This window comes from Kocuria sp. (assembly GCF_030538595.1).
Lineage (GTDB): Bacteria > Actinomycetota > Actinomycetes > Actinomycetales > Micrococcaceae > Kocuria.
Genome location: NZ_JAUNTS010000008.1, coordinates 69,874 through 92,078, shown reverse-complemented (window position 1 = coordinate 92,078; position 22,205 = coordinate 69,874). Strand labels below are relative to the sequence as shown.

Here is a 22,205-nt window from a genome sequence, read left to right as displayed (position 1 = left end):
TGTGCGTCACTGGTGCGGCAGCAGCCTCCCGTGACCGGGTGCCGCACCCAAGAATCACCTGTGATGAATCCGAAACGGAGCACTCTTTGGCACTGCGAATGTCCACCTTGTTCCTGCGAACCCTGCGCGAGGATCCCGTAGATGCCGAAGTGGCCAGCCATCGACTGCTGGTCCGCGGCGGGTACATTCGGCGTGCGGCTCCGGGCGGGTTCACCTGGCTGCCCCTGGGCATGATCGTGCTGCGCAAGATCGAGCAGATTGTGCGGGAGGAGATGAACGGCATTGGCGGGCAGGAAGTGCTCTTCCCGGCGCTGCTGCCGCGCGAACCGTATGAAGCAACCGGCCGTTGGGAGGAATATGGAGAAAACCTATTCCGCCTCAAGGACCGCAAGGACGCCGACCACCTCCTGGCACCCACCCACGAGGAAGTTTTCACGCTGCTGGTCAAGGACCTCTACTCCTCCTACAAGGACCTTCCCGCGATCCTGTATCAAATCCAGACCAAGTACCGGGATGAAGCGCGTCCCCGTGCAGGTCTGATCCGTTCGCGCGAGTTCATCATGAAGGACTCCTATTCCTTTGACGTGGACGACGCCGGTTTGGCTGAGTCCTACCGCTTGCACCGTGAGGCCTACGTGCGCATTTTCCAGCGCCTGGGTCTGGACGTGGTGGCGGTCTCTGCGGATTCGGGGGCCATGGGCGGCTCCCAGTCGGAGGAATTCCTGTTCCCCACGGCCATTGGCGAGGACACGTTTGTGCGCTCACCCGGTGGGTACGCCGCCAATGTGGAGGCCGTGACCACAGTGGTCCCGCCGTCTCTCCCGTACGACGACGCCCCGCCCGCCGTGGTGCGTGACACCCCGGACTCACCCACGATCGACACCCTGGTGGAGCAGTCGCAAAGTTTGCACCCCCGTCAGGGCCGCCCCTGGACACCGGCGGACACGTTGAAAAACGTGGTGGTCAAGGTGACCCGCCCGGATGGTGAGACCCAGCTGGTGGCGGTGGGGCTGCCTGGGGACCGCAACGTTGATCTCAAACGCCTGGAAGTCAGCTTGGGTGAGGTCTTGGAGATTCCCGGTGAGATCCTGGTGGAGCAAGCCGGCGACGACGACCTCAAAACCCAGCCGTTGATCGTCAAGGGCTATTTGGGGCCTGGTTTGACGTTGGATGAACCTCTGCTGGGAGAGACTTCCGCCACCGGGTTGCCCTACTTTGTGGACCCCCGCGTGGTGGACGGAACCCGCTGGGTGACCGGTGCCAATGTGGCGGGTCAGCATGTTTATGACCTTGTGGCCGGGCGCGACTTCACCTGGGACGCTGCGATCGAATGTGCCCAGGTGCTCCCGGGTGACCCCGCACCGGATGGTTCCGGTCCGCTGGAGGCTGCCCGCGGCATTGAGATGGGCCACGTGTTTGCTCTGGGCCGTAAGTATGCGGATGTGCTGGGTCTGAAGGTGTTGGACCAGAACGGCAAGCAGGTTGTGGTGACCATGGGGTCTTACGGCTTTGGGGTGACCCGTGCCGTTGCAGCCTTGGCTGAAGCCAACCATGACGACAAGGGCCTGATCTGGCCACGCGCCGTCGCCCCGGCTGATGTTCACGTGGTGGCCACGGGGAAGGGCGCGGAGTTCATGGCTGAGGCCGAGGCCATTGTGGCTGAGCTGGAAGAACAGGGCTTTGCCGTCCTGTTCGATGATCGCCCCAAGGTCTCCCCGGGCGTACGGTTCGGGGACTTTGAGCTGCTGGGGGTGCCCACCATGCTGGTGGTGGGACGCGGTCTGGCCGACGGTCTGCTGGAACTCAAGGATCGAGCCACGGGGGAAGCCCAGGAGATTTCCCGTGTGGGCGTTGGCCCGGCGGTTGCTGCAGCCATTGGTGGTGTTGCATGAGCCAGCAGGGCAGCGATCAACACCTGAGCGAACTTCTACGCCCCGTGGTTGAAGAGGCGGGACTGTATTTGGAGGAGGTGCAGGTTCGCGGAGCCGGTGCCACGCGCGTGGTGCAGGTTTTGGTGGACCTGCCGGAGGGCTCCACGGACGGAGTTGACCTGGAAGACATAGCGCGTGTCTCCCAGGCCATTTCGCAGGCACTGGATGAACACGACGCCGTCGACGGTCCCGCTTACGAGCTTGAAGTTTCATCTCCCGGGGCCGCACGGGAACTGACATTGCTGCGGCATTGGAAGCGTTCCGTGGGGCGTCACGTGAGGGTTACCCCCATGGAAGGCGGCAACAGCGGGAAGTTCACGGCTCAGTTGTTGGCGGTGGAGCCGACATCAGCCGGGGAATCCGTGGTGACGGGGGAGGCAATTGGGGAGGCCTCAGAGTCACCCGACTCCGGTGAGGCCACCGTGACGCTACAGCGCAGCGAACAGGTCAAAAAGGGCATGCCCGTCAAACTCCTGGAGCCGGAAACCTGGAAGCTGTCCCAGATCCGGCGGGCCAAAGTGGAGGTGCAGGACTGAGGTGTAGGATTGAGGGCCGAATCTGATTGCAGCTCGCAATCTTCATGAACAAACGATCAACAGCGTTCCGTCCGTCCGGGCGGTGCGCTGTTGTCCATCACGGGGAGCAGCGGTTGACGCCCGCGCTCCAGGACCAGGAAAGGCTCGATATGGATATCGACATGAGTGCCCTGCGGATGCTGGAGCGGGAGCGGGAGATCCCCGTGGACCTGCTGGTCCCGACCATCGAACAGGCTCTGGTTCTGGCTTACCTGCGTTCCGCCGGTGCCATCAAGGATGCTCGCGCGGAGATTGACACCAAGACCGGGCACGTGACCATCTGGGCTCCGGAGGTGGATGAGGAAGGCAATAAAATCGGCGAGTTCGATGACACTCCCGATGGCTTCGGCCGAATTGCCGCCTCCACCGCACGGCAGGTGATCTTGCAACGTCTGCGCGATGTCGAGGATGACAACGTGCTGGGACATTTCAAGGGCCGTGAAGGTGAAGTGGTTTCCGGGCAGATCCAGCAGGGCCGTAATCCCCAGATGATCCAGGTGGACCTGGGCACGGTGGAGGCGCTGCTGCCGCCGCACGAGCAGGTACCGGGGGAGAAGTACCCCCACGGTGGACGTATCCGCGCCTACATCGTGGAGGCCCGCCGCGGGCTCAAAGGTCCGGCCATCACGTTGTCTCGCTCGCACCCGGACTTGGTCCGTCGCTTGTTCGAGTTCGAGGTCCCGGAGATTTCAGACGGCGATGTTGAAATCATGGCCATTGCCCGTGAAGCCGGGCACCGCACCAAGATTGCGGTGGCTGCCAACACCCCGGGTGTCAACGCCAAGGGATCGTGCATCGGGGAAATGGGTACCCGCGTACGGGCCGTGATGAATGAGCTGGGTGGGGAGAACATCGACATCGTGGATTGGTCCAACGATCCCGCCGTGTTCATCAGCAATGCGCTTTCGCCCGCCAAGACGGTCAGAGTTGACGTGTTGGATGCTGCGGCGCGGTCGGCCCGAGCTGTGGTGGCGGACAACAAACTGTCCTTGGCCATCGGCAAGGAGGGGCAGAACGCCCGTCTGGCGGCCAAGCTCACCGGCTGGAAGATCGACATCATCCCGGAATCCCGCGCCTGACACCACCCCATCAACTCCGCCGAAAACATGGTTTGACCCAATCTGAGGGTCCTTTTTCTAGAAGAACCATGTTTTCGGCGGAGTTGGTTGGTGGGTGGGCTAGACTGGTCTGCGGTCGAAAAGTCGATGGTTCATGCCTTCACCCCTTCGCGGTGCGGGAATTTTCCAACTCAGGGGTGCGTTCAGTTTCGTGGAACACGTCATGCAGCGCACCTGCATTGGATGTAGAGCCGTTGACCAACCCGACCACCTTGTGCGCTTGACCGTGCAGGCTGGGGCGGCAGGGATCGTCGTCGTGATTGATCACAAGAGATCCCTGGGTGGCCGCGGAGCATGGCTGCATCCCGCACCCGAGTGCGTGGAAAAAGCCGCGCGACGCCACGCCTTCAACCGGGCTTTCAAAACCCGCGTTGATGCAGCCGCCGCCGTGCAGCAGATCGAGCAGGCCATCCAACCCTTGGATGCCGTGCACAAGTGAGCCGACCACGGCCGTTCACGTGACGGCCGCGTCCAAACCGGCTGACCCGTCAACGTGGCGGGCAGTGAAGTTCCGGGGCGGACTGCCATGGAAAGCGAGTCAGAAGCTGATGGAAACCCGATGAGTGCCGAACGATGAGTGCTTTGCAGTGCTCTGAACACGGTTGTGCCGCGCGCTCGGTGAGCGTTGTGGCGACCCCACACGGCAAGTAGTCGGTCCGCCTCCTGTCACGGATGCGGACCGGGACAGGAGAAAAGTGGCTAAGCAACGAGTACACGAGCTGGCCAAAGAGCTCGGCATGACCTCCAAAGAGGCCATTGCCAAATTGCAGGACCTGGGCGAATTCGTCCGCGGGGCCTCCTCCACGGTGGAGCCCCCGGTGGCCAAGAAGCTGAAGGATGCCGTGGGCACCGCAGCGCCGGCCGAGTCCGCAACCCCCACATCAACCAAGGCGGACAAGCCTGCCGCTGGCAAGTCAGCGCCCAAGAGCGCCGCTGCCAACGACGACGCCCCCGCCAAGCCCGCAGCCAAGGCAACTTCCGCTGCCCCCAAGCCGGGAGCCAAGCCCGCTCCCAAGCCTTCGGCTGCGCCGAAACCCGGTGCGGCTGCAGCAAAGCCGGAAGCCTCGGCTCCGACCGACGCTCCCGAGGCTGCCGCGAAGTCCGAGCCGACCGAGCGCAGCGAGTCTGCAACCCCTGCTGCAGGGGCTCAGGAGAGCGCGCCCAAGCCCGCTGGCGGCCCCACTCCCGGTCCCAAGCCGGGTGGTTCCGGCCCGCGTCCGGGTAACAACCCGTTCGCTTCCCAGCAGGGTATGTCCCGTCCGGGTTCTCGCGGTCAGGGTGGTGGCCAGGGCGGTCCCCGTCCCGCAGGCCCGCGTCCGGGTAACAACCCGTTTGCTTCCCAGCAGGGTATGTCCCGTCCGGGTTCTCGCGGTCAGGGTGGTGGCCAAGGTGGTCCCCGTCCCGCAGGCCTGCGTCCGGGCCAGGGTCAAGGCGGCGGTCAGGCACAGGGTGGCGGCCAGGGCGGTCCTCGCCCAGCTGCGCCGCGTCCCGGCCAGGCTCCCCGTGGCCCGCGTCCGTCCGGTCCGCGCCCCAGCCCGAACATGATGCCCGGTCACACCACCAATGTGGCGCCGGTCGGAGCCCGTCCGGGTGGCCGCGGCGGTGCCGGTGGTGGCCAGGGCGGTCCCCGTCGCGGAGGCGGTGGTGGCGGTGCCCCGGGTGCCGGTGGCGGAGCAGGATTCCGTCCCGGTGGTGGTCCGGGCCGCGGTGGCCGCGGTGCCACCCAGGGTGCTTTCGGTCGTGGTGGCCCGTCCCGTAAGGGGCGTAAGTCGCGCAGGGCAAAGCGCCAGGAACTGGAGCAGATGAATGCACCGAAGATCGGTGGCGTCTCTGTGCCGCACGGTAACGGTTCCACCGAGGTGCGTTTGCGCCGCGGTGCGTCGCTGATGGACTTTGCGGAGAAGATTGAGGCCAACCCGGCCGCACTGGTCCAGGTACTGATCCACCTGGGCGAAATGGCAACTCAAACCCAGTCCTTGGACGAGGAAACCTTTGAGTTGTTGGGTGCCGAGCTGGGCTACGTCATCAAGATCGTCTCCCCGGAGGACGAGGAGCGCGAGCTGTTCGAGTCCTTTGACATCGACTTGGCCGCCGAATCGGCTGCCGAGGATGAAGAAGTGTTGGAGCCGCGCCCCGCCGTCGTGACCGTCATGGGCCACGTGGACCACGGTAAGACCCGTCTGCTGGATGCCATCCGCAACACCCGCGTGATTGAGGGCGAAGCCGGCGGCATCACCCAGCACATCGGTGCGTACCAGATCTCCACGGAGGTTGACGATCAGGAGCGCAAGCTGACCTTCATTGACACCCCGGGTCACGAGGCGTTCACCGCCATGCGTGCCCGTGGTGCCCAGGTCACGGACATCGCGTTGCTGGTGGTGGCTGCGGACGACGGCGTGATGCCGCAGACCGTTGAGGCCTTGAACCACGCGCAGGCCGCCAATGTGCCGATCGTGGTTGCGGTGAACAAGATCGACAAGCCGGAGGCAAACCCGGAGAAGATCCGCGGTCAGCTGACCGAATACGGTCTGATTCCGGAGGAATACGGTGGCGACACCATGTTCGTGGATGTCTCCGCCCGCGCCGGGCAGAACATCCAGGGGCTGCTGGAAGCCGTTGTGTTGACCGCAGATGGCACCTTGGAACTGCTGGCCAATCCGAACAAGGAAGCCCGCGGTGTGGCCATTGAAGCCAACCTGGACCGTGGCCGCGGTGCCGTGTGCACCGTGTTGGTCCAGTCCGGCACCTTGCGTGTTGGGGATTCCATGGTGGTGGGCGGTGCCCACGGTCGCGTGCGTGCCATGTTCGACGAGGACGGCCAGGCTGTGGAGGAGGCCACTCCTTCCCGCCCGGTGCAGGTGTTGGGTCTGAACTCCGTGCCGCGCGCCGGTGACACCTTCCTGGTGACCGCTGAAGAGCGTACGGCCCGTCAGATCGCTGAGAAGCGTCAGGCAGCTGACCGTAACGCCCTGCTGGCCAAGCGGCGCAAGCGTGTGACCTTGGAATCCTTCGACGCCGCCGTGGCCGAGGGCAAGATCGACACCTTGAACCTGATCATCAAGGGTGACGTTTCCGGTGCCGTGGAGGCCCTGGAAGATTCGCTCATGAAGATTGAGGTTGCCTCTGATGAAGTTCAGCTGCGCGTGATTCACCGCGGCGTGGGTGCCATCACCCAGAACGACGTCAACCTGGCCACCGTGGACAACGCCATCATCATTGGCTTCAACGTTCGCCCCGCGGAGCGCGTCTCCGAACTGGCGGACCGCGAAGGCGTGGAGATGAAGTTCTACTCGGTCATCTACAACGCTCTGGATGATGTTGAGGCAGCGCTGAAGGGCATGCTCAAGCCGGAGTACGAGGAAGTGGAGCTGGGCAAGGCGGAGGTCCGCGAGGTCTTCCGTTCCTCCAAGTGGGGCAACATTGCCGGTTCCTACGTGACCGAAGGCTTGATCAAGCGCAACGCCAACGCCCGCTTGGTGCGCGATGGCAACGTGGTGCAGGAGAAGCTGAAGATCGAATCGCTGCGTCGCTTCAAGGACGACGCCGTTGAGGTCCGCGACGGATACGAGTGCGGTATTGGGCTCGGTTCCTTCAACGACATCAAGGAAGGCGACATCATTGAGACCTGGGAGCTTCAGGAGAAGCCCCGCGTCTGATCGCCTCAGTTTTCGCCACTGCGAAAACGAGCATGCAACGGCCCGTACCGTCAGTCCTGACCGGACGGGTACGGGCCGTTGCCTTGTCCAGCCTGCCGGCCGCTGTGAGTGTGGATGACTGGCAAGCTGGAAGCAGAAGAACTTTGTGAACTGATTGAAGGAGTGACCATGGTTGACGCACAGCGCGCCACCCGGATGGCGGATCGCATCAAGGTGATTGTTGCCCAAGCCCTGGAGCGCCGGATCAAGGATCCCCGCCTGGGTTTTGTGACCGTGACCGATGCCCGGGTGACCAACGACCTCCAGCACGCCACTGTCTACTACACCGTGTACGGCACGGCTGAGGAGAAGGCTGATTCAGCTCGCGCGCTGGAGTCCGCCAAGGGCATCCTGCGCTCGGAGGTGGGCAAGAACATCACCGCTCGCCTGACTCCCACGTTGGAGTTCGTGGCGGATGAAATTCCGGAAGCGGCCTCCCACCTGGAGGACGTTTTGCGCCGAGCCAAGGAGAAGGACGCGGAGGTGGCGGCGGCCGCGGTGGGCGCTCAGTACGCCTCCGGGGAGAACCCCTACCGCACCTCCGATGACAACGACGACGACTCCGCCCACGCCGGCGAAACCACCCAGGTTGCGGCGGAGGAACCAGCCGAGGCTGAGGCGGAGGACACCAACCGTTGACGTCTGCATCTGCGGATCACACATCCTCCCGCGACCCATCTTCTCGGCCGCGGGAGGATGTTCCACGCCCGGACCCGTCCCTGCCCGTCCCGGAGGGTTTGGTTGTGGTGGACAAGCCGCAGGGCTGGACCAGCCACGACGTCGTGGGTCGGTTGCGCAGACTGTGCGGCACCAAAAAAGTGGGTCACGCAGGCACTCTTGACCCCATGGCCACCGGCGTTCTGGTGGTGGGCGTGGGCCGCGGCACCAAACTGCTGACCTACCTGGTGGGTGCGGACAAGACCTATGACGCCACCATCCGGTTGGGTCAGGCCACGGTGACCGAGGACGCCGAAGGTGAGGTGACCGACGTCGCTGATGCGGATGCCGTTCAGGCCGTGACTGATGAGCAGATCGCCCTTGCTGTGGCGGGACTGACGGGGGAGATCCAGCAGGTTCCCTCGGCGGTGTCCGCCATCAAAGTGGACGGCAAGCGCTCCTATGCCCGTGTTCGTGCAGGTGAGGACGTCCAACTGGCAGCACGATCCGTGACGGTGTCCAGGTTTGACGTCCATGCTGCTGAACGGCGGGAGTTGGAAGACGGCACCCAGGTGGTGGACGTGACGGTCACGGTGGATGTTTCCTCCGGTACCTATGTGCGTGCCCTGGCCCGTGATCTGGGTGATGTGTTGGGTGTTCACGGGCACCTGACTGCTCTGCGGCGGACGCGGGTGGGCTCGCTTGATTTGTCCCATGCTGCCGAGTTGGACCAGCTGCGGGAGATAGTGGCAAGCGGCGGTACCGTTCCCGTGACCTCCCTGGACACCGCAGCCCGGGCCATGTTCCCGGCCCGGGAACTCTCGGCCTCAGAGACCACCGACCTGGGTCACGGCAAGCGCATTGCCGCCACCGGTTCCTCGGAACTGACCGCAGGTTTTGCCCCCGATGGCGGTGTGGTTGCCCTGTTGGAGGACCGTGGCAATCCCGGTGAGCGGACCGCAAAGCCTGTTCTGGTGCTGCGGGCACAATGATTTCTGCACGTGAAGGAGTGCGTTGATGCTGTGGGGATATGACGGCTGGTTCTGGGCCTCCGTGGTGCTCGGCACCCTGTCCTGCCTGGTGTGCGTGGTCCAAGCCATGCGGGGCCGCGCCCCCAGTGACCTGACCCAGGGGTCCGTGCTGCTGCTGGAAGCCTTCCTGGTGGTGTACGGGCTGGGGTCAATTGTGATGATGTTCGTGGGTCCGGAAGCCTCGGGTAGCGTATTGGAGTACTGGGGCTATCTGCTCACAGCGCTCATCATCCCCGCGGGCACCTTCATTTGGTCTCTGGTGGAACGTTCCAGCTGGTCCAACTGGGTCCTGGCCGCCACAGGCCCCACCATTATTGTGATGGTCTATCGCATGAACTTCATCTGGTACTACCAGTAGGGGTTAGCGGGTGGTTGTGAGGCGCTAACTTCCGCGTGATTCCGGGGTTCTTGGTGTTGTCGGTGGTTGGTGTTTTTGGCCCTGTTGCGGACTTTTTGCGGACTCTGTGCGGACTCAGACCGTGATTGCGCCACCGTGGTTAGACGTACTCTGCCGCTGCGTCCGCGAACTCTCTCACGTGCAATTCGAGTTCGACCGAGGGGGAATCGCTCTTGGCGGCCATCCTGGCCAGCTCATGCGCTCGGCCGTGCAAATGTGGACACAGGATTTGAATCAATGCCACAGCTGTGGACAGGTCACTGTTGACTTTCGTCCGCTGTGCCAATAAATGATCCCGCTCCCGGCTCAGAGCCTCGCACTGGTCGTCAATCATCCCTTCTAAGGACTGGATGCCCACTGCTGGTTTCCGGTTGAACATAGTGGTGTTTCGGTCATGGTCAGCCTTGGCCATGTTGAACGCAAGGTGTTGCCTAACGGCGGTTATCAACGACACAGCCGCGGCAGCTACCTGACCGCGCCGGGCGATATCGCGCTCTCTAGCGGCTGACTCAGTGTTGCTGGCGCGTCTTAGGCGCTCTCCCACCCATATGCCGACTAGGCCGACCGCGGGGGTCACTATGAGAGCAACGTAGGGGTACAGGGCTGACCAAGTGTTTGAATCAAGCATGCCCTGATCTTGTCAGAGGGGATGCTCATAAAGTCGCCTGGGTGTTCAATCCGGTCCCACTACGTTGCGCGGTGTGGCGTTGCGCTCTGCGGTGGTTGGGACGTGTGCCGCGTGGTTCCGGCTGGGTTGGGGCTTGCCGGGTGTGGGTCTTCCCGTCCATGCCAGTAACGGAGACCGCGACAGTGGGAGAAGGCACCTTCTGAGGGGTATCAGACTGTGCTTGGGTGTCTCTGGCAACAGTCGCCTGGTCGGTCCCGACAATGGGCGCTATGGCGCGTGTGGGCATGCCCGCGTCGGACTGCTCAGACACAGGCTCACGACGCTCACCAGGCGACAAACTAGGGTGCCCAAACCAAACTTGAACACCGTTTAGGGGGAGGGGGTGGGGTCCGGGGGGAGAGAACCATCATCGGAGCCTCCGCCCTTTGCGTTTGCAACTTCAACATTTTTCGTTAACAGGTGTGTGGGGTTGTGGATACAGGAGAAGGGGAGTCCCACCATTGACGGCGAGGCTCCCCTTCTTCTTGTGTGGGGTTACGCTGCGGTGCGGACGCGGGCGACACCCTTGGGATTGATCACGTCCAGGTTGAACCGTGCTTCAGCGCGGAAGCGGACATTGTTGCGCTGAAAATCGTCATCCACGTTGTTGGAGATCGCCAGGCGGATGCCCTGGTAATCAGTGGAGAGCTGCACGGCGTTGGTATCCAGGATGAATGCCTCACCCATCTCCACACCCTGCGAGAGCGTGATGTTCAAGCCCCAAAGCGTGTTTGTGTGCAATGCAACCGGTGAGGAATCCAGCAGGTACGCACCATCAGTGAGCTGTTGGAGCTCCAGTTCCTCATACTGTGCTGGGTGCATCACAACGGTGTTGGCTTCTGCGCCGCTGGCCAGCGAGATGGAAGTGATTGCCTTTCGGATGCTGTTGAGCATTCCAACGCCTTCAGCAACCTCAACAACAAGAATTCCATCAACGTTCGCCAAACCAAGAATTTCATCTCGCTTCGGTTCGTCGTCGTTGTTCTCGTCCTGCGGCAGACCAGCGATGTCCGGTCGGCCGGGGACGGTGGAACCGCGACCGCTGATCAGCTGCCGGTCCAGGGCGGTCAACAGGCCGTCAGTGAGGCCTTTGCCGAGGAACTGGTGAAGCACCGGGGCGTCCTCCAAGACCTGTTCGTTACAGGGGTCGGAGACGTGGGCGAACATACGCAGTCGATCCTGGACGTATTCCACACCGAACGTGGAGGTGGGCTTCAGCTCACCTTTCACCACGGTATCGGCCCGTAGATCGTTCTCTCCGGTGCGCAGATAGCTGTAGTGCTCCTGCCCGTGGAGGGTCAGCGGCAAGGCCGTGAACAATGAGGTCAGGGACGGGGCCAAGGGGGTGGTGTACACCGTGATGTTCTCGCCCCACTCGGACTGATACACGCCCGTAATGGCGGCCTTTGTGCCCATGCTGTGGGAATTCCGGGTGATCTGCTTCGCCAGGTCACCGGCGGTCTTCTGCACGGCCCCACGGGTCAGGCGTTGGCCCTTGGGTGTGCCGGTGCTCTTTTCCGCACCAATACCCGCCACCAGGGCTTCGCCGGCCTTGATCTGGTCTACCTCAGCCTTACGTGCCTCAATCTCTGTGTTGAGGGTGTTCAGCCGGTTCCGTTGGGCATCGGTCATGGTGCCAGCCTTGTAGGCGGCAATGATGCCCTGCGCTTCGGCAGTGAGGGCTTGGAGTTTCGTATCCATTGTTTGTTCTCGCAATCGTGATAGCCCCTGAATAGGGGTCTGTGTTCTGTGGTCACGACGCGGGTCACGCGAGCCTAGGCTAGCGGGGCCGCTCAGCGGGACTGGTGGACTTACCCTGTGGGGTCTCGTCCGCCGGTTCCTGTCTGGGCTGGCGCGGCTGCCTGGCTTGGCATCCCCCGAAGTTGCCCCACCAAGACCAGTGACTTACCTTGGCCAAGGTCTCGTCACCATCCTGGTGGGGCGCGTGGCACAGGGCTGGCGGGCCTTAGGCTGGCCGCCCGGTGGGTCACACTTCGGTGTCTGGGTGTTGATGCGGATTAGTGAGGAACAACCAAAAAACCATCCGCACATTCACCTGCCCATGATTTTACCCCAGATTGGTAAACAGGGTCATTCGGATTCGGGTGTGTTCTGCAGTTGCATGACCGTTCCCATGATGTCGGTATCCAGTTGATCTGCTGCGGTCTGTCGATTACCAGCGTGGAGCGCGTACAAAGACCTGGCTGCGACTACGGCAATTGATTTCAATGCGAGCTGCGCGACACGCGGATCACCATTCACGCATTCACTGAAAATGTGGTCAAAGCGTTCCTGATTACCTTCCAACTGGGATTTCACAAGATCGGCGGCGAATTCGTATCCGGTGATTTTCTCGAAATTCGTAAGCGGGTTCATTGTTGGTTGTCCTTTCGTTGGGGGTTTGGGTTTTTCTCGGCGGGTTCCTGTCTCCCACCCCAAACACCACCGGTTTCTGTCCAGCGGGTGGCGTATTGGCGGCAAGCACGTCGGATGGGGCAGGCGGTGCAGCGTGTGGCGGCGTACTCCTGATCCTCGGTGTCTGGGCTGGTCCAGGCGTGCCGGTGGCGGTCGGTCCGGCAGGGAACCGGGTGGGCATCCACCAGGGCCATAAGTTCCCGGTACGCCCGGTGGTGTGTGGTCCCCAGGCCTCCCGGGAGTGGGGTGCTCCTGTGCGGTGCTGGCTGGGTGTCGGTCAACGACCAGACGGTGCGGCGGGTGTCGGTGGGATCGCGGGTGACGGCGATCCACGGCGCGGCCGCTGTGAGCCGACCGGCCCGGAGGGTGCTGGGTGCGTAACCGTCCGCCATGGCTGCTGCGTTGACCTTAGCCCCTGGTGCGCTCCCTCCCTTGGTTGTCAGGTACTCCTGTACCCAGGCTCCGGCGGTTTCCCGTGTGTGGGTCATCGCTTCCCCCTCTGCGGCAACTGGTCTCGATCCAGGTACCAGCCACCTAAACCGTGTTTCAGATGGGGCCGGTGGATTGGGCACGGGGCGGGGGTGTCTGGTGTGCCTAACCACCCATTGATGCAACGGGGGGTTCCTGCGCAAGCGCCTGGTGTGGTTGCGGGGGACAGGCCAAGGTTGGTGCGGTCTTTCATGGCTCCACCACCGTGAGGTGGGTTCGCCGGTCGGCTTCCAGACGGTCCGTCAGGCCGTCGTGGTGGCGGCAGAACTTCCCGCCGTTGATTGCCCTGCCGGCGCAGCCGACGCGTTGGCAGAAGCCGCCGTCCTCGGCTGGGGTGGTCACAAAGGTGTCGCCCTCTTGCAAAGTGGCACCTTTGGCACCTTTGGTTTGACTAGGGGTTTTATCAGATGGGCTCTTGCCTGAGGTGTCATCCACTGGGGAGGTGGCCCCTTTGGTCTGACTAGGGGGAACACAGGTTTCTGCCGTTAAGGTGCCAAAGGTGCCACCGTTAGAAGGGGCATTCCCTTCATGGGGGGATTCCTCGATCATCCAGACCCAACCGCCCTTGGAGCCGAAACCAGACTTCGTGGATACAACACGTGGCGACTGGCATCGTGCGCGGGCTTTCTTCATCTCGTCTCGGCTGAATCCCGCTGCTGCTCCCGCCTTGATCACGTCACCGGCAACAGCTTCATGCCTGTCTTGGTCACGCAAGTAATCGAGAAGGAACTCTTGGGCGGCGTTCCGGTCCTCGGCATCATCGGCACCACCCGGCTCCCGATTGATGATGTCCCCCACGGAAATATCGGATGCCCCAAGGAATCGTGCCCGCCCGACTTCCGCCGTCTCCCCGTCATCGGTGGACACCTCGACTGACTCAATCGTGAACTTGTACGAATTCAGGCCCGTGCCGTAATTATTTTTGTCTTGCGTCAGGATTCGCTCGCCAGTTTCCTCATCCTTGGCGAACACCAGCAGAGACCGCAGAACATCACGGAAACCGTGCGAGCCGGACACCTTGTTGCGAACACTGCCGGATCCCTTGTTGAAGTGGTTGACCAGGATCACGGAAAGACACTGTGATGCCGCCAACGCGGCAATGGGCTCCACTGCTGCCCGAACATCTTGGACCTTATTCAGATCGCCATTGCTCATGGCTGAGGAAATGGGGTCAATGATGATCAGGGTCGCGTTCGTGGCCTCAACGGCTTGCCGAAGCATGCTGGTATCCATCGGGAACTTCAGCTCACGTTGCCCAGTGTGGAAGTCGGTGACGGTCTCCACCTGGGCGAAATGCACGCGCTCCAAATCCGCGCCCGCTGCTTTCAGCCGGGGCACGGCGGTTGATGCTGGGTCATCTTCAGCACCAATGAGGATCACATCACGAGGGGTTCCGTGTAAGTCTCCGTCCAGGGTGCCGTGAGTGACACGGGCTGCGACGTCCAGCGCAAATGTGGTCTTACCTTCTCCGCCGTTCCCGGCGAAGCAGGTCAGAACACCAAGCGGAATAATCCCGTCCCACAACCAGCGTTGGCGGCGTGTTCGCACATCTGATGCGCGGGTGAGCTTCAGGTTCGTTTCTGACCAGGGTTCTGTTTCTGGGCGGTTCACGCGGCCACCCCCTGGGTTGCCAGGTTCGCCCACGCCTGGGCCCGGTCCTGGGTGGGGGTGAAGAAGTGCGTAGCGGGCGTGCGGGGTTGCACAGGGTGGGAAACTGTGGGGTCGGACCATATCCGGCAGGCATTGGCCAACCGTGTCCACACGTAGGAAACATTGCCCTGATAATTCGGGTCGATCCCTTCCATGAATGCGAGCATGGCGATTTGTGATCGGGATTCCTGAATTTCTTGCCCGTGGCGGCGTCCCATGTTGAAAATTTCCAACGCAAGGGGGTCATTTTGATCAATGAGGCCCCGCGCTTTCCGGGTAACAGCCAACCAATCATTTTCAGTGGTGGCGGATTCTTCGCGTGTTAGTGGCGGGGTGGCTTCCGCGTATCTATTCGCCCGGATTCGGGTAGACTTGTGGTGTCGCACGCTCAATTCTTTCCGTGTGGTGTGAATTGTGAGAGCCCCGTGTTTGCCCGCCCCGCCTCATTCGGGTTGGCGCGGGGCTCCCACTCATTGGGATTAGTTGTTGTGCTTGCCGTCTGTTCGAGTGAACGGCAAATCGACAGTCTCCGCGGTGGCAGCACGCACCTCGTCATAGAACGCCAGGAGTGCTGCGGCGAGTCTCGGGAGGTCATCCACGGCGGTTTGTGGTTCCCCGCCGGGTGATACCCAGGTGTGGATTTTGACGCCCGTGCTGGTGTGCCACTCAGCGGATAGGTTCAAGCCGTGATCGTGGAACCTTGGACCTTCTGCCCGGTCCAGAACAGCCAGGTTGGGCTGCTCGGGTGTGGGGTCATGTTCGTACTGGGGTTTGAATCCGGCCGGAATGGTGACCGTGCTTGCTGTGATAGACATGCGAGTGCCCTCCTGCTGGTTGTTGGTGGTTGGGTTGCCCGTCTTGGTGCCGTGCTTGGCGGCTGGTGCACCGGGGCGGGTTTTGTCGTGTGGGTAGAAATTCGCGTCGTGATAGTCCTCCAGGGGCACGAGCACGGCTCCACGGTGGCGGGTCACGATGCGGCCTCAAACTGCGCTTCAAGCCAGGTCGTGACGTCGGATTGCCTAAACATGCGACGGCCCCCGATCAGGGCGGACCTGGGTGCGGTGCCTGCATGGAGCATGTACCTCACTGCTGAGGGTGACCGTCTAATCAGTTCAGCGAAGTCCTCGATGTACAGCAGGCGGTCGGGTTGGGTGGGCGTGGTCATCATTCCTCCAGTGTGCGAGGTGCGATCATTTGGTGAGCGTTTGACGCACATCTAGTTTGATTGGTTGCGTTGTGCCTGTCAAGCACATAGCGTGTGCGTATATGGATGCAGCGATGGATGGTGACACTGTGAGTGCAGACTTCAAGGAGCGGTTTGGGACAAACCTCAGACTCATCCGGACGGCGCAGAAGATGACCCAGCAGGACCTTGCGGACCTCCTGAACTCTCACGGACTCACCAGGGACAAAATCGCCAAGATCGAGCGCGGTTCTCGGCCCACGACTGTTGAAGAAGCTGCAATGATCGCCCGCAAGTTGGACTGCACACTTGATGATTTGCTGATGACGTCACAGGACATGTCACAGCGGCAACTAGTTCGTGATCTGGTCGAAGCGATGGGGCCAGCTGTGTCGAAGGTTAAGGATGAAGTGGGCAGATTGCTGATGCTTCACGCTTCATTGCGGCATGCCCTAGCCCAAGATTCAGGGGATGACGCCGCCCTGAAAGACACGTTCGCGTGGGCTGCAAACACAGCTGCTCAGTTCCCAGTGAGCCGCGGTGTAGTTGAAGGCGTTGCCCAGCATCTTGGGGCAAGGCGGGATCGGAGGGATCCGCGGCAAGCACTACCTGAGCTGACTGGCCTCGGATTGGCTGAAGATGTTGAGGATTTAACGCGTGGCATCGATTAAGAAGCGCCCGAACGGGTCATGGCGCGCCCGCTACCGGGACCAGGACGGCAAGGAGCACGCCAAGCACTTCCCGCGCAAAATCGACGCTCAAAAGTGGCTCGACACCGTCACCGTGGACACGGCCACCGGTCGCTACGTGGACCCCAGCAACGACAGCATCACGCTGAGAACCTATTACCAGGACTTTCGAGCCCGCCAGATTTGGAACCACCGCACACAACAGGCCGTGGACCAGTCCATCAACTCGGCTGGATTCCTGGACCTTCCCTTCGGGAAGCTGCGCCGCTCACACGTTCAGACCTGGGTGCAGGAACAAGCCCAAACCTTGGCCGCCAGCACCATCAAAGTGCGGTTCACGAATCTGCGGACCGTGATCCGTTGTGCGGTGGCTGACCGACTGCTCAGAGAAGACGTAACGCTGGGTGTATCACTGCCGAAACAGCGCCGCCGTGAACAGCACACAGTCATTCCCAGCCCTGCACGGGTTGCCACGCTGATCGACGCAGCGGACGCCCGTCACCGGCCGCTGTTCGCCCTCTGCGCTTTTGCCGGCCTACGGATCGGAGAAGCCTGCGCTGTGAGAGTACAGGACATCGACTTCTTGGGGCGGAAGCTGCGAGTCGCCAACCAGGTGGCTCGGAAGGCCGGGGGAGGGTTGGAACTGTGCCCTCCGAAGGCGCATTCGGAACGGGACGTCTACCTTCCCGATGACCTGTTGAACATGTTGAGTCAGCACATTGGGCAAGGAGTGCACGGCGTTGAGGGGTTCCTGTTCGCAACGGCCTCCGGTGGTCTGATGGGTGGAAGCTCAGCCGATTACCGGTGGAACCAGGCGCGCAAGCAGGTCGGGGGAGAGCCTTGCAGGATTCACGATCTGCGGCACTTTTATGCCTCCGGGTTGATTGCCGCCGGGTGTGATGTGGTGACTGTTCAGCGGGCTTTGGGGCACGCTTCTGCAACCATCACTCTGAACACTTATTCTCATATGTGGCCTTCTGCGGAGGACACCACAAGGGCGGCTGCGGCGGGTCTCATGCGGGCGGCTGCGGAAGCTCCTGCGGACCCTGTGCGGACTGCCACACAACCGAACTAGCTTTCACTAGCTGTTATGCCCGTGTCGTCTAGTTCATCTGGTACTACCAATAGGGGTTTGCTCACTGTGATGAGCCCCAAGGTCTTTGTGGTTCAAGGCTTCTTGATGTCGGCTGCGAAGAATTCTTCGGCGAGCGTGCCCCTGCAGGTGAGTCGGATTGATGCCCAGGTCGCAAGCCACAGCACCCACAAATGTGTTGATCGTATTGGAAAGTCCCACACCCATCATTTCCCGTATTGATCGGTGTTAATCTCAATCCATGTCAAGTAATCAGAAGCTAATCCGAGACGTATCTCGGCGCACAGTGGCCAAAGGACTTGCCTGGACGGTACCCACCATTGCTGTGGCCTCCGCTGCTCCGGCGTACGCAGCGTCACGGTGCGTTCCCACTCTGCGCGTGAGCGGTGGGTTGGCCTACAACTGGGGAACTCTGGGTGCGCCGTCCACGACGCAGTCTCTGTCTGTTGGCGCTCAGACGTATGTCGACAACCTGCCTGCGGGCGTCACGGTCACCCAAGTCACCTACGAGTGGTGGATCGCAAATCGGATCGGCCAGACTTCCTCCGGGCCCGGTGCTTTCTGGGTCGGTAATCAGAGCTCCAATCGCCGGTCTGAGAACCTTGCTGCCATGCCTTACACGCCGGGAGCTGGCACGGCCTGGCGCAATACCGTGAGCAATACTCAGAACTTGACCAATCAAGTCTATCCGGACGGCGTCACCCGCCAATCCTGGGATCTGAACTTCTCCTGGACAGCCGGCACCAACGGTTCGAGTGGCACGTACACCACCGACACAGATGGATGCCGGGACTTCACGACCGGTCCGTCGGGACGATTCGCAGTGACCTACAGCGGGGTTGTGCCACCCAGAACTTGCCCCACCGCGACTGCCGTGGTGCCCAACTTTGCAGTCGTCGTGGTCACGTTGTCCGACGGTCAGACATTGCGCTACACGTCAAGCAGCGACGGCGGTTCCGCCTGCCGATAGGCCGACGAGCTTCTTGTGCGGGTGACCCTTCCTCCGCGGGTATGTGGTTTCTCACCAGTGATGTGGCCGTAGAGTTGGTAGTGCTTCGGTTCGTGTTCAATGGAGGATGCGGTACCGAGCTGTATCGAAGGTTCAATCACATCCAACCGGAGAATCCTGACGTGAGTCACGACCCCACCATGTCCAGCCCCACCGCCCAGGTCGCCAAAGCCGAGCCTGCACAGGAGCCAACCGCACGCGGGGGTGTGCTGCAGCGCCGCTTTGGTCCCAAGCAACAGAGCGGGCACCCGCATGATGCCAAAAACAGCGGGTTCGGTCGCGTGATCATTGCCGTCTACGGCATCTTTGCGCTCTCGGCCGGCGTGCGTGCGGCCTACCAGATCGGCACGCAGTTCGACATCGCCCCGCTGGCCTACCTGCTCTCCCTCTTTGCGGCGCTGGTCTACATCCTGGCGGCGGTGGCCCTGACCCGTACCGGAGCGACCTGGCACAAGGTGGCCACGGTGGCCGTGCTCATCGAGCTGGTGGGAGTGGTGGGAATCGGTGCCTGGACCTACCTGGCTCCAAACCTCTTTGCCGATGCCACCGTGTGGTCTCACTTCGGCCAGGGCTACGGATTCATCCCCCTGGTGCTACCGTTCATCGGCCTGTGGTGGCTGTGGCGCACTCTGCCCAGCCGTCACGGCACAGCAGGCGTCCAGCCCGGAACGGAGGAATCGTGAAAGCTCTGCCGCAGCAGCCACCCACGCTGACCGATGGATTTGTGACCCTGACGGAAATGTCTGAGGCGGACGTAGATCAGCTGGTGCTCAACTGCCAGGACCCGGTGGCGGTCCAATGGACCACCGTGCCGGTGCCTTACACGGATAGCGGCGCGCGCTGGTACCTCCTGGAACACGCGCCGCAAGCGTGGCGGGACGGTACGGCTCTGAACTGGGCGGTCCACGATTCCGACGAACGGCTTTTGGGCACCATCGAGTTGTCTCGCATTCGCGCGGGTGCCGCGGACATCGGTTTGAACTTTGGGCCGCACGCCCGTGGCACCGGAGCCGCGGAGGCGGCCTGCCGACTGCTCATGGACTACGCCTTCAACACCCTCGGCTTCACGCACCTGCACTGGGTCGCTTTCGACGGCAACTGGGCATCGGTCAAACTTTCCTGGAAACTCGGTTTCGGGAAGCCCGTGTTCATCCCCGGTTACCTGGAGCAGCGCGGCGAGATCCGGGACTGCTGGATGGCCTCCATCCGGGCCACGGACTCCCAGGGGGCAGCCTACGAATGGGCCGTACCGGCGTCGTCGTGAAAATCGGCGGGGGAGGGTGGAACCGGCTAATCTGAGTGCCGGTAAAACACACCGTCAGCAAACCCGTACTGCACCACCAGACCCACGCGCACAAGGAGCACCGTGCACCGCTACCACTCCCTCACCCAAGTCTCGGAGGACTTTGGGCCGTCTGTGGTGACCGTCGGTAATTTCGACGGTGTTCACCGTGGCCATCAGGAGGTCCTGCGGAAGCTCGTGGAGATGGCTCGGGAGCAGAACCGGCAGGCCGTGGTTCTCACCTTTGACCCGCATCCGGCGGAAGTTCACCGCCCGGAAACGCACCGCGGCAAGATCATGGGAACCAGGGACAAACTGGATGCCATGGAGGCGTTGGGGCTGGATGCGGTGCTGGTGCAGCACTATGACCTGGATTTTGCGGCGCAGTCCCCGGAGCAGTTCGTGACTGATTTCCTGCGGACGGGACTGCGAGCCGACTGTGTGGTGGTGGGTGCGGACACTCGCTTTGGCCACGGCAACTCGGGTGATGTTGAAGTCCTCCGTGACCTGGGGCGTCAGCAAGGTTTTGAGGTTGTGGTGGTGGCCGACCTGGAGGGCGAGCTGGTGGGTGAGCACACCGACCGTCGCATCTCCTCCACCTGGATTCGTGAGTTGCTGGCCCGCGGAGAGGTTGCAGAGGCTTCGGTCATGCTGGGGCGCCCACACCGTGTTCGCGGCACCGTGGTGCACGGTGCGGCCCGGGGCCGGGAGCTTGGTTTCCCCACGGCCAACCTGGATTCGGAAGCGGACGGTTACGTCCCGGACGACGGCGTCTACGCCGGCTGGCTCCACGATGCTCAGGACCGCCGCTGGCCCGTGGCAGTGTCCGTGGGTTCCAACCCCACGTTTGACGGTGTTGCTCGGGTGGTGGAGGCGCATGTGATCGACCGCCCCGTGGAACGCGTGGAGGACTTTGACCTGTACGGGCAGGAAGTGGTTGTGGAGTTCGTGCAGCGCCTGCGGGGCATGGTGGCCTATGAAGGTGTTGAGAAGCTGATCGAACAGATGACCAAAGACGTTGAGCAGACCCGGGAGCTTCTGGCCGAAACCTGAGTCCAGACAGTCCACACCACTTCAACCGACCAACCCCACACCCAATGACAGCGGCCCTTCGGTATCAACCGGGGTGCCGCCGTCGTTGGGGTTCAGTGGGGGAGGGTGACTTCAGAGTTCTTCATGCTCCCAGGGGTCGAATCCGGAAGCTGACAGGCCCGTGTGCAGCAACTTGATGCGGTGCATCTGCTCGGGGCTCAGCTCCCAGCCGAAGACGTCCAGGTTCTCCGCCATACGGTTGGGCTTGGAGGTCTTGGGGATGGGGACCACGCCGTTCTGGATGTGCCAGCGCAGGATCACCTGAGCGGGAGTCCGGCCCTGGTCAGCCGCTATTTCCTGGATCCAGGTGTGGTTCATGACCTTGGAGTTGTAGCCCAGGGGCGCCCAGGCCTCCACCAGAATCCGGTGACCGTGGTGATGGGCGCGTAAGGCTTCCTGCTGAAACTGGGGTTGGAGTTCCACCTGGTTCACCGTGGGGGCTTCACCCACCTTGGCGATCAGTTCATCCACCATTTCCGGGGTGAAGTTGGAGACGCCCACCGAGCCGATCAGCCCTTCCTCACGCAGCTCCAACATGGTGCGGAAGGACTCCACGTAGCGACCCCGCTGGGGGTTGGGCCAGTGGATGAGGTAGAGGTCAACCTTGTCCAGCTGCAAGCGCTGGAGGGACTGTTCCAGTGACCTACGCACCGGGTCCGTGCCCTGATCGCGGCCAGGGAGCTTGGTGGTGATAAAAACATCCTCACGGGGCAGCAGCGAATCTTTGAGTGCGCGGCCCACGCCGGCTTCGTTCTCATAATTGGCGGCGGTGTCGATGAGGCGGAAGCCGGCGTTCAGGGCTTCATACACCACGGCTTCGGCCACGCCATTGTCCATGCGTGCGGTGCCCAGGCCGATGGGCGGAATCTTGTTCCCGTCATGCAGCGTGTGGCGGCGATCTGCCACCCCCACCTGGTCGGAGAGTTCCTTGTTGAACTCGTGATCGTCAAAGAAGTCCTCCTGCTGCTCCGCCTCCCGCCCGGCCTGGTCGATCTTCTCCTGGTCGTACTCGATCTCCGGTTCCTGTGCGTTGCTGCCGCCGCGTTGCGGGGCCGGCTGGGTGGTGGAGTGACTCATGGGGAGATGCCTTCCGGTAGACGCTGGTGTGCTCTTGGGGTCCATTCTGCCCGTCAGTGGGCTGTCAATGGGGGACCGACCAGGAAGGGAGCCGCGGGGTTTCTGAGCCAGGCCATTGCGACTGATTTGGAATTGTTACGCAGAGGAGATAGCTG

At 62.2% G+C, this 22,205-nt stretch carries 23 protein-coding genes; 14 read left to right on the top strand and 9 right to left on the bottom strand.

Going from position 1 to position 22,205, the window contains the following annotated elements; genetic code table 11:
- The first annotated feature begins 86 nt into the window (after positions 1 to 86).
- The 8 genes from Q4G32_RS08425 to Q4G32_RS08390 all read left to right on the top strand — a co-directional run bounded on the left by Q4G32_RS08425 (position 87) and on the right by Q4G32_RS08390 (position 9,365).
- Positions 87 to 1,892 (top strand): proline--tRNA ligase, encoded by a 1,806-nt coding sequence (locus tag Q4G32_RS08425; protein ID WP_303350661.1) that lies wholly within the window; start codon positions 87 to 89, stop codon positions 1,890 to 1,892.
- Positions 1,889 to 2,467: a ribosome maturation factor RimP gene (gene rimP / locus Q4G32_RS08420; RefSeq protein ID WP_303350660.1), complete on the top strand. Its 579-nt coding sequence runs from the start codon at positions 1,889 to 1,891 to the stop codon at positions 2,465 to 2,467. The genes Q4G32_RS08425 and rimP overlap by 4 nt, the downstream gene beginning before the upstream one ends.
- 149 nt (positions 2,468 to 2,616) lie before the next feature.
- Positions 2,617 to 3,585 carry a transcription termination factor NusA gene (gene nusA, locus Q4G32_RS08415; RefSeq protein ID WP_303350659.1) on the top strand — a complete coding sequence of 323 codons (969 nt, stop codon included), beginning with the start codon at positions 2,617 to 2,619 and terminating at the stop codon, positions 3,583 to 3,585.
- 133 nt (positions 3,586 to 3,718) lie between these two features.
- Positions 3,719 to 4,063: a YlxR family protein gene (locus Q4G32_RS08410; RefSeq protein WP_368660379.1), complete on the top strand. Its 345-nt coding sequence runs from the start codon at positions 3,719 to 3,721 to the stop codon at positions 4,061 to 4,063.
- A gap of 256 nt (positions 4,064 to 4,319) precedes the next feature.
- Positions 4,320 to 7,280, top strand: a complete 2,961-nt coding sequence (gene infB, locus Q4G32_RS08405; RefSeq protein WP_303350657.1) for a translation initiation factor IF-2 — start codon at positions 4,320 to 4,322, stop codon at positions 7,278 to 7,280.
- Between the two features lie 168 nt (positions 7,281 to 7,448).
- On the top strand, positions 7,449 to 7,958 hold the full coding sequence (gene rbfA / locus Q4G32_RS08400; protein WP_303350656.1) for a 30S ribosome-binding factor RbfA: 510 nt from the start codon (positions 7,449 to 7,451) through the stop codon (positions 7,956 to 7,958).
- A gap of 80 nt (positions 7,959 to 8,038) precedes the next feature.
- Complete coding sequence (gene truB, locus Q4G32_RS08395; protein ID WP_303350719.1) at positions 8,039 to 8,968, top strand: tRNA pseudouridine(55) synthase TruB; 930 nt, start codon at positions 8,039 to 8,041, stop codon at positions 8,966 to 8,968.
- A gap of 25 nt (positions 8,969 to 8,993) precedes the next feature.
- Entirely contained in the window at positions 8,994 to 9,365 is a 372-nt protein-coding gene (locus Q4G32_RS08390; protein ID WP_303350655.1) for a hypothetical protein, read from the top strand.
- A gap of 139 nt (positions 9,366 to 9,504) precedes the next feature.
- Here Q4G32_RS08390 and Q4G32_RS08385 read toward each other — a convergent pair whose 3' ends face one another.
- The 8 genes from Q4G32_RS08385 to Q4G32_RS08355 form a co-directional block, all read right to left on the bottom strand.
- Positions 9,505 to 10,032, bottom strand: a complete 528-nt coding sequence (locus Q4G32_RS08385) for a hypothetical protein (RefSeq protein WP_303350654.1) — start codon at positions 10,030 to 10,032, stop codon at positions 9,505 to 9,507.
- A gap of 534 nt (positions 10,033 to 10,566) precedes the next feature.
- The gene (locus Q4G32_RS08380) at positions 10,567 to 11,772 is read right to left on the bottom strand and encodes a phage major capsid protein (RefSeq protein WP_303350653.1); all 1,206 of its coding nucleotides are present in this window, start codon (positions 11,770 to 11,772) and stop codon (positions 10,567 to 10,569) included.
- 390 nt (positions 11,773 to 12,162) lie between these two features.
- Positions 12,163 to 12,447: a hypothetical protein gene (locus Q4G32_RS08375; RefSeq protein WP_303350652.1), complete on the bottom strand. Its 285-nt coding sequence runs from the start codon at positions 12,445 to 12,447 to the stop codon at positions 12,163 to 12,165.
- On the bottom strand, positions 12,444 to 12,680 hold the full coding sequence (locus Q4G32_RS13960) for a WhiB family transcriptional regulator (RefSeq protein ID WP_368660382.1): 237 nt from the start codon (positions 12,678 to 12,680) through the stop codon (positions 12,444 to 12,446). Before Q4G32_RS13960 ends, Q4G32_RS08375 begins: the two co-directional genes overlap by 4 nt.
- Before the next feature lie 484 nt (positions 12,681 to 13,164).
- Positions 13,165 to 14,586 carry an AAA family ATPase gene (locus tag Q4G32_RS08370; RefSeq protein WP_303350651.1) on the bottom strand — a complete coding sequence of 474 codons (1,422 nt, stop codon included), beginning with the start codon at positions 14,584 to 14,586 and terminating at the stop codon, positions 13,165 to 13,167.
- Positions 14,583 to 15,011 carry a hypothetical protein gene (locus tag Q4G32_RS08365; RefSeq protein WP_303350650.1) on the bottom strand — a complete coding sequence of 143 codons (429 nt, stop codon included), beginning with the start codon at positions 15,009 to 15,011 and terminating at the stop codon, positions 14,583 to 14,585. Before Q4G32_RS08365 ends, Q4G32_RS08370 begins: the two co-directional genes overlap by 4 nt.
- A gap of 93 nt (positions 15,012 to 15,104) precedes the next feature.
- Positions 15,105 to 15,575: a hypothetical protein gene (locus Q4G32_RS08360; protein WP_303350649.1), complete on the bottom strand. Its 471-nt coding sequence runs from the start codon at positions 15,573 to 15,575 to the stop codon at positions 15,105 to 15,107.
- 17 nt (positions 15,576 to 15,592) lie between these two features.
- Positions 15,593 to 15,790 (bottom strand): helix-turn-helix transcriptional regulator, encoded by a 198-nt coding sequence (locus Q4G32_RS08355; protein WP_303350718.1) that lies wholly within the window; start codon positions 15,788 to 15,790, stop codon positions 15,593 to 15,595.
- Positions 15,791 to 15,918: 128 nt separating this feature from the next.
- Between Q4G32_RS08355 and Q4G32_RS08350 the strand changes: the two genes are divergently transcribed.
- From Q4G32_RS08350 to Q4G32_RS08325, 6 genes are all read left to right on the top strand, one after another.
- A complete protein-coding gene (locus tag Q4G32_RS08350) occupies positions 15,919 to 16,479 on the top strand; it encodes a helix-turn-helix domain-containing protein (RefSeq protein WP_303350648.1) in 561 nt (186 codons plus the stop codon).
- Positions 16,466 to 17,572 (top strand): tyrosine-type recombinase/integrase, encoded by a 1,107-nt coding sequence (locus tag Q4G32_RS08345; RefSeq protein WP_303350647.1) that lies wholly within the window; start codon positions 16,466 to 16,468, stop codon positions 17,570 to 17,572. The genes Q4G32_RS08350 and Q4G32_RS08345 overlap by 14 nt, the downstream gene beginning before the upstream one ends.
- 259 nt (positions 17,573 to 17,831) lie before the next feature.
- Positions 17,832 to 18,560, top strand: coding sequence for a hypothetical protein (locus Q4G32_RS08340; protein WP_303350646.1), 729 nt, complete (start codon positions 17,832 to 17,834; stop codon positions 18,558 to 18,560).
- Between the two features lie 161 nt (positions 18,561 to 18,721).
- A complete protein-coding gene (locus tag Q4G32_RS08335; protein WP_303350645.1) occupies positions 18,722 to 19,282 on the top strand; it encodes a hypothetical protein in 561 nt (186 codons plus the stop codon).
- Entirely contained in the window at positions 19,279 to 19,863 is a 585-nt protein-coding gene (locus tag Q4G32_RS08330) for a GNAT family N-acetyltransferase (RefSeq protein WP_303350644.1), read from the top strand. The genes Q4G32_RS08335 and Q4G32_RS08330 overlap by 4 nt, the downstream gene beginning before the upstream one ends.
- Before the next feature lie 102 nt (positions 19,864 to 19,965).
- Positions 19,966 to 20,934: a bifunctional riboflavin kinase/FAD synthetase gene (locus Q4G32_RS08325; RefSeq protein WP_303350643.1), complete on the top strand. Its 969-nt coding sequence runs from the start codon at positions 19,966 to 19,968 to the stop codon at positions 20,932 to 20,934.
- Between the two features lie 111 nt (positions 20,935 to 21,045).
- Here Q4G32_RS08325 and Q4G32_RS08320 read toward each other — a convergent pair whose 3' ends face one another.
- On the bottom strand, positions 21,046 to 22,050 hold the full coding sequence (locus Q4G32_RS08320; RefSeq protein WP_303350642.1) for an aldo/keto reductase: 1,005 nt from the start codon (positions 22,048 to 22,050) through the stop codon (positions 21,046 to 21,048).
- Between the last annotated feature and the right edge of the window lie 155 nt (positions 22,051 to 22,205).

Excerpts from the sequence above, each read along its gene's own strand:
- rimP (WP_303350660.1), top strand. The coding sequence starts at position 1,889 with ATGAGCCAGCAGGGCAGCGATCAACACCTGAGCGAACTTCTACGCCCC.
- nusA (WP_303350659.1), top strand. The coding sequence starts at position 2,617 with ATGGATATCGACATGAGTGCCCTGCGGATGCTGGAGCGGGAGCGGGAG.
- Q4G32_RS08410 (WP_368660379.1), top strand. The coding sequence starts at position 3,719 with ATGCCTTCACCCCTTCGCGGTGCGGGAATTTTCCAACTCAGGGGTGCG.
- rbfA (WP_303350656.1), top strand. The coding sequence starts at position 7,449 with ATGGTTGACGCACAGCGCGCCACCCGGATGGCGGATCGCATCAAGGTG.
- Q4G32_RS08390 (WP_303350655.1), top strand. The coding sequence starts at position 8,994 with ATGCTGTGGGGATATGACGGCTGGTTCTGGGCCTCCGTGGTGCTCGGC.
- Q4G32_RS08385 (WP_303350654.1), bottom strand. The coding sequence starts at position 10,032 with ATGCTTGATTCAAACACTTGGTCAGCCCTGTACCCCTACGTTGCTCTC.
- Q4G32_RS08380 (WP_303350653.1), bottom strand. The coding sequence starts at position 11,772 with ATGGATACGAAACTCCAAGCCCTCACTGCCGAAGCGCAGGGCATCATT.
- Q4G32_RS08375 (WP_303350652.1), bottom strand. The coding sequence starts at position 12,447 with ATGAACCCGCTTACGAATTTCGAGAAAATCACCGGATACGAATTCGCC.
- Q4G32_RS13960 (WP_368660382.1), bottom strand. The coding sequence starts at position 12,680 with ATGGCCCTGGTGGATGCCCACCCGGTTCCCTGCCGGACCGACCGCCAC.
- Q4G32_RS08355 (WP_303350718.1), bottom strand. The coding sequence starts at position 15,790 with ATGACCACGCCCACCCAACCCGACCGCCTGCTGTACATCGAGGACTTC.
- Q4G32_RS08340 (WP_303350646.1), top strand. The coding sequence starts at position 17,832 with ATGTCAAGTAATCAGAAGCTAATCCGAGACGTATCTCGGCGCACAGTG.
- Q4G32_RS08320 (WP_303350642.1), bottom strand. The coding sequence starts at position 22,050 with ATGAGTCACTCCACCACCCAGCCGGCCCCGCAACGCGGCGGCAGCAAC.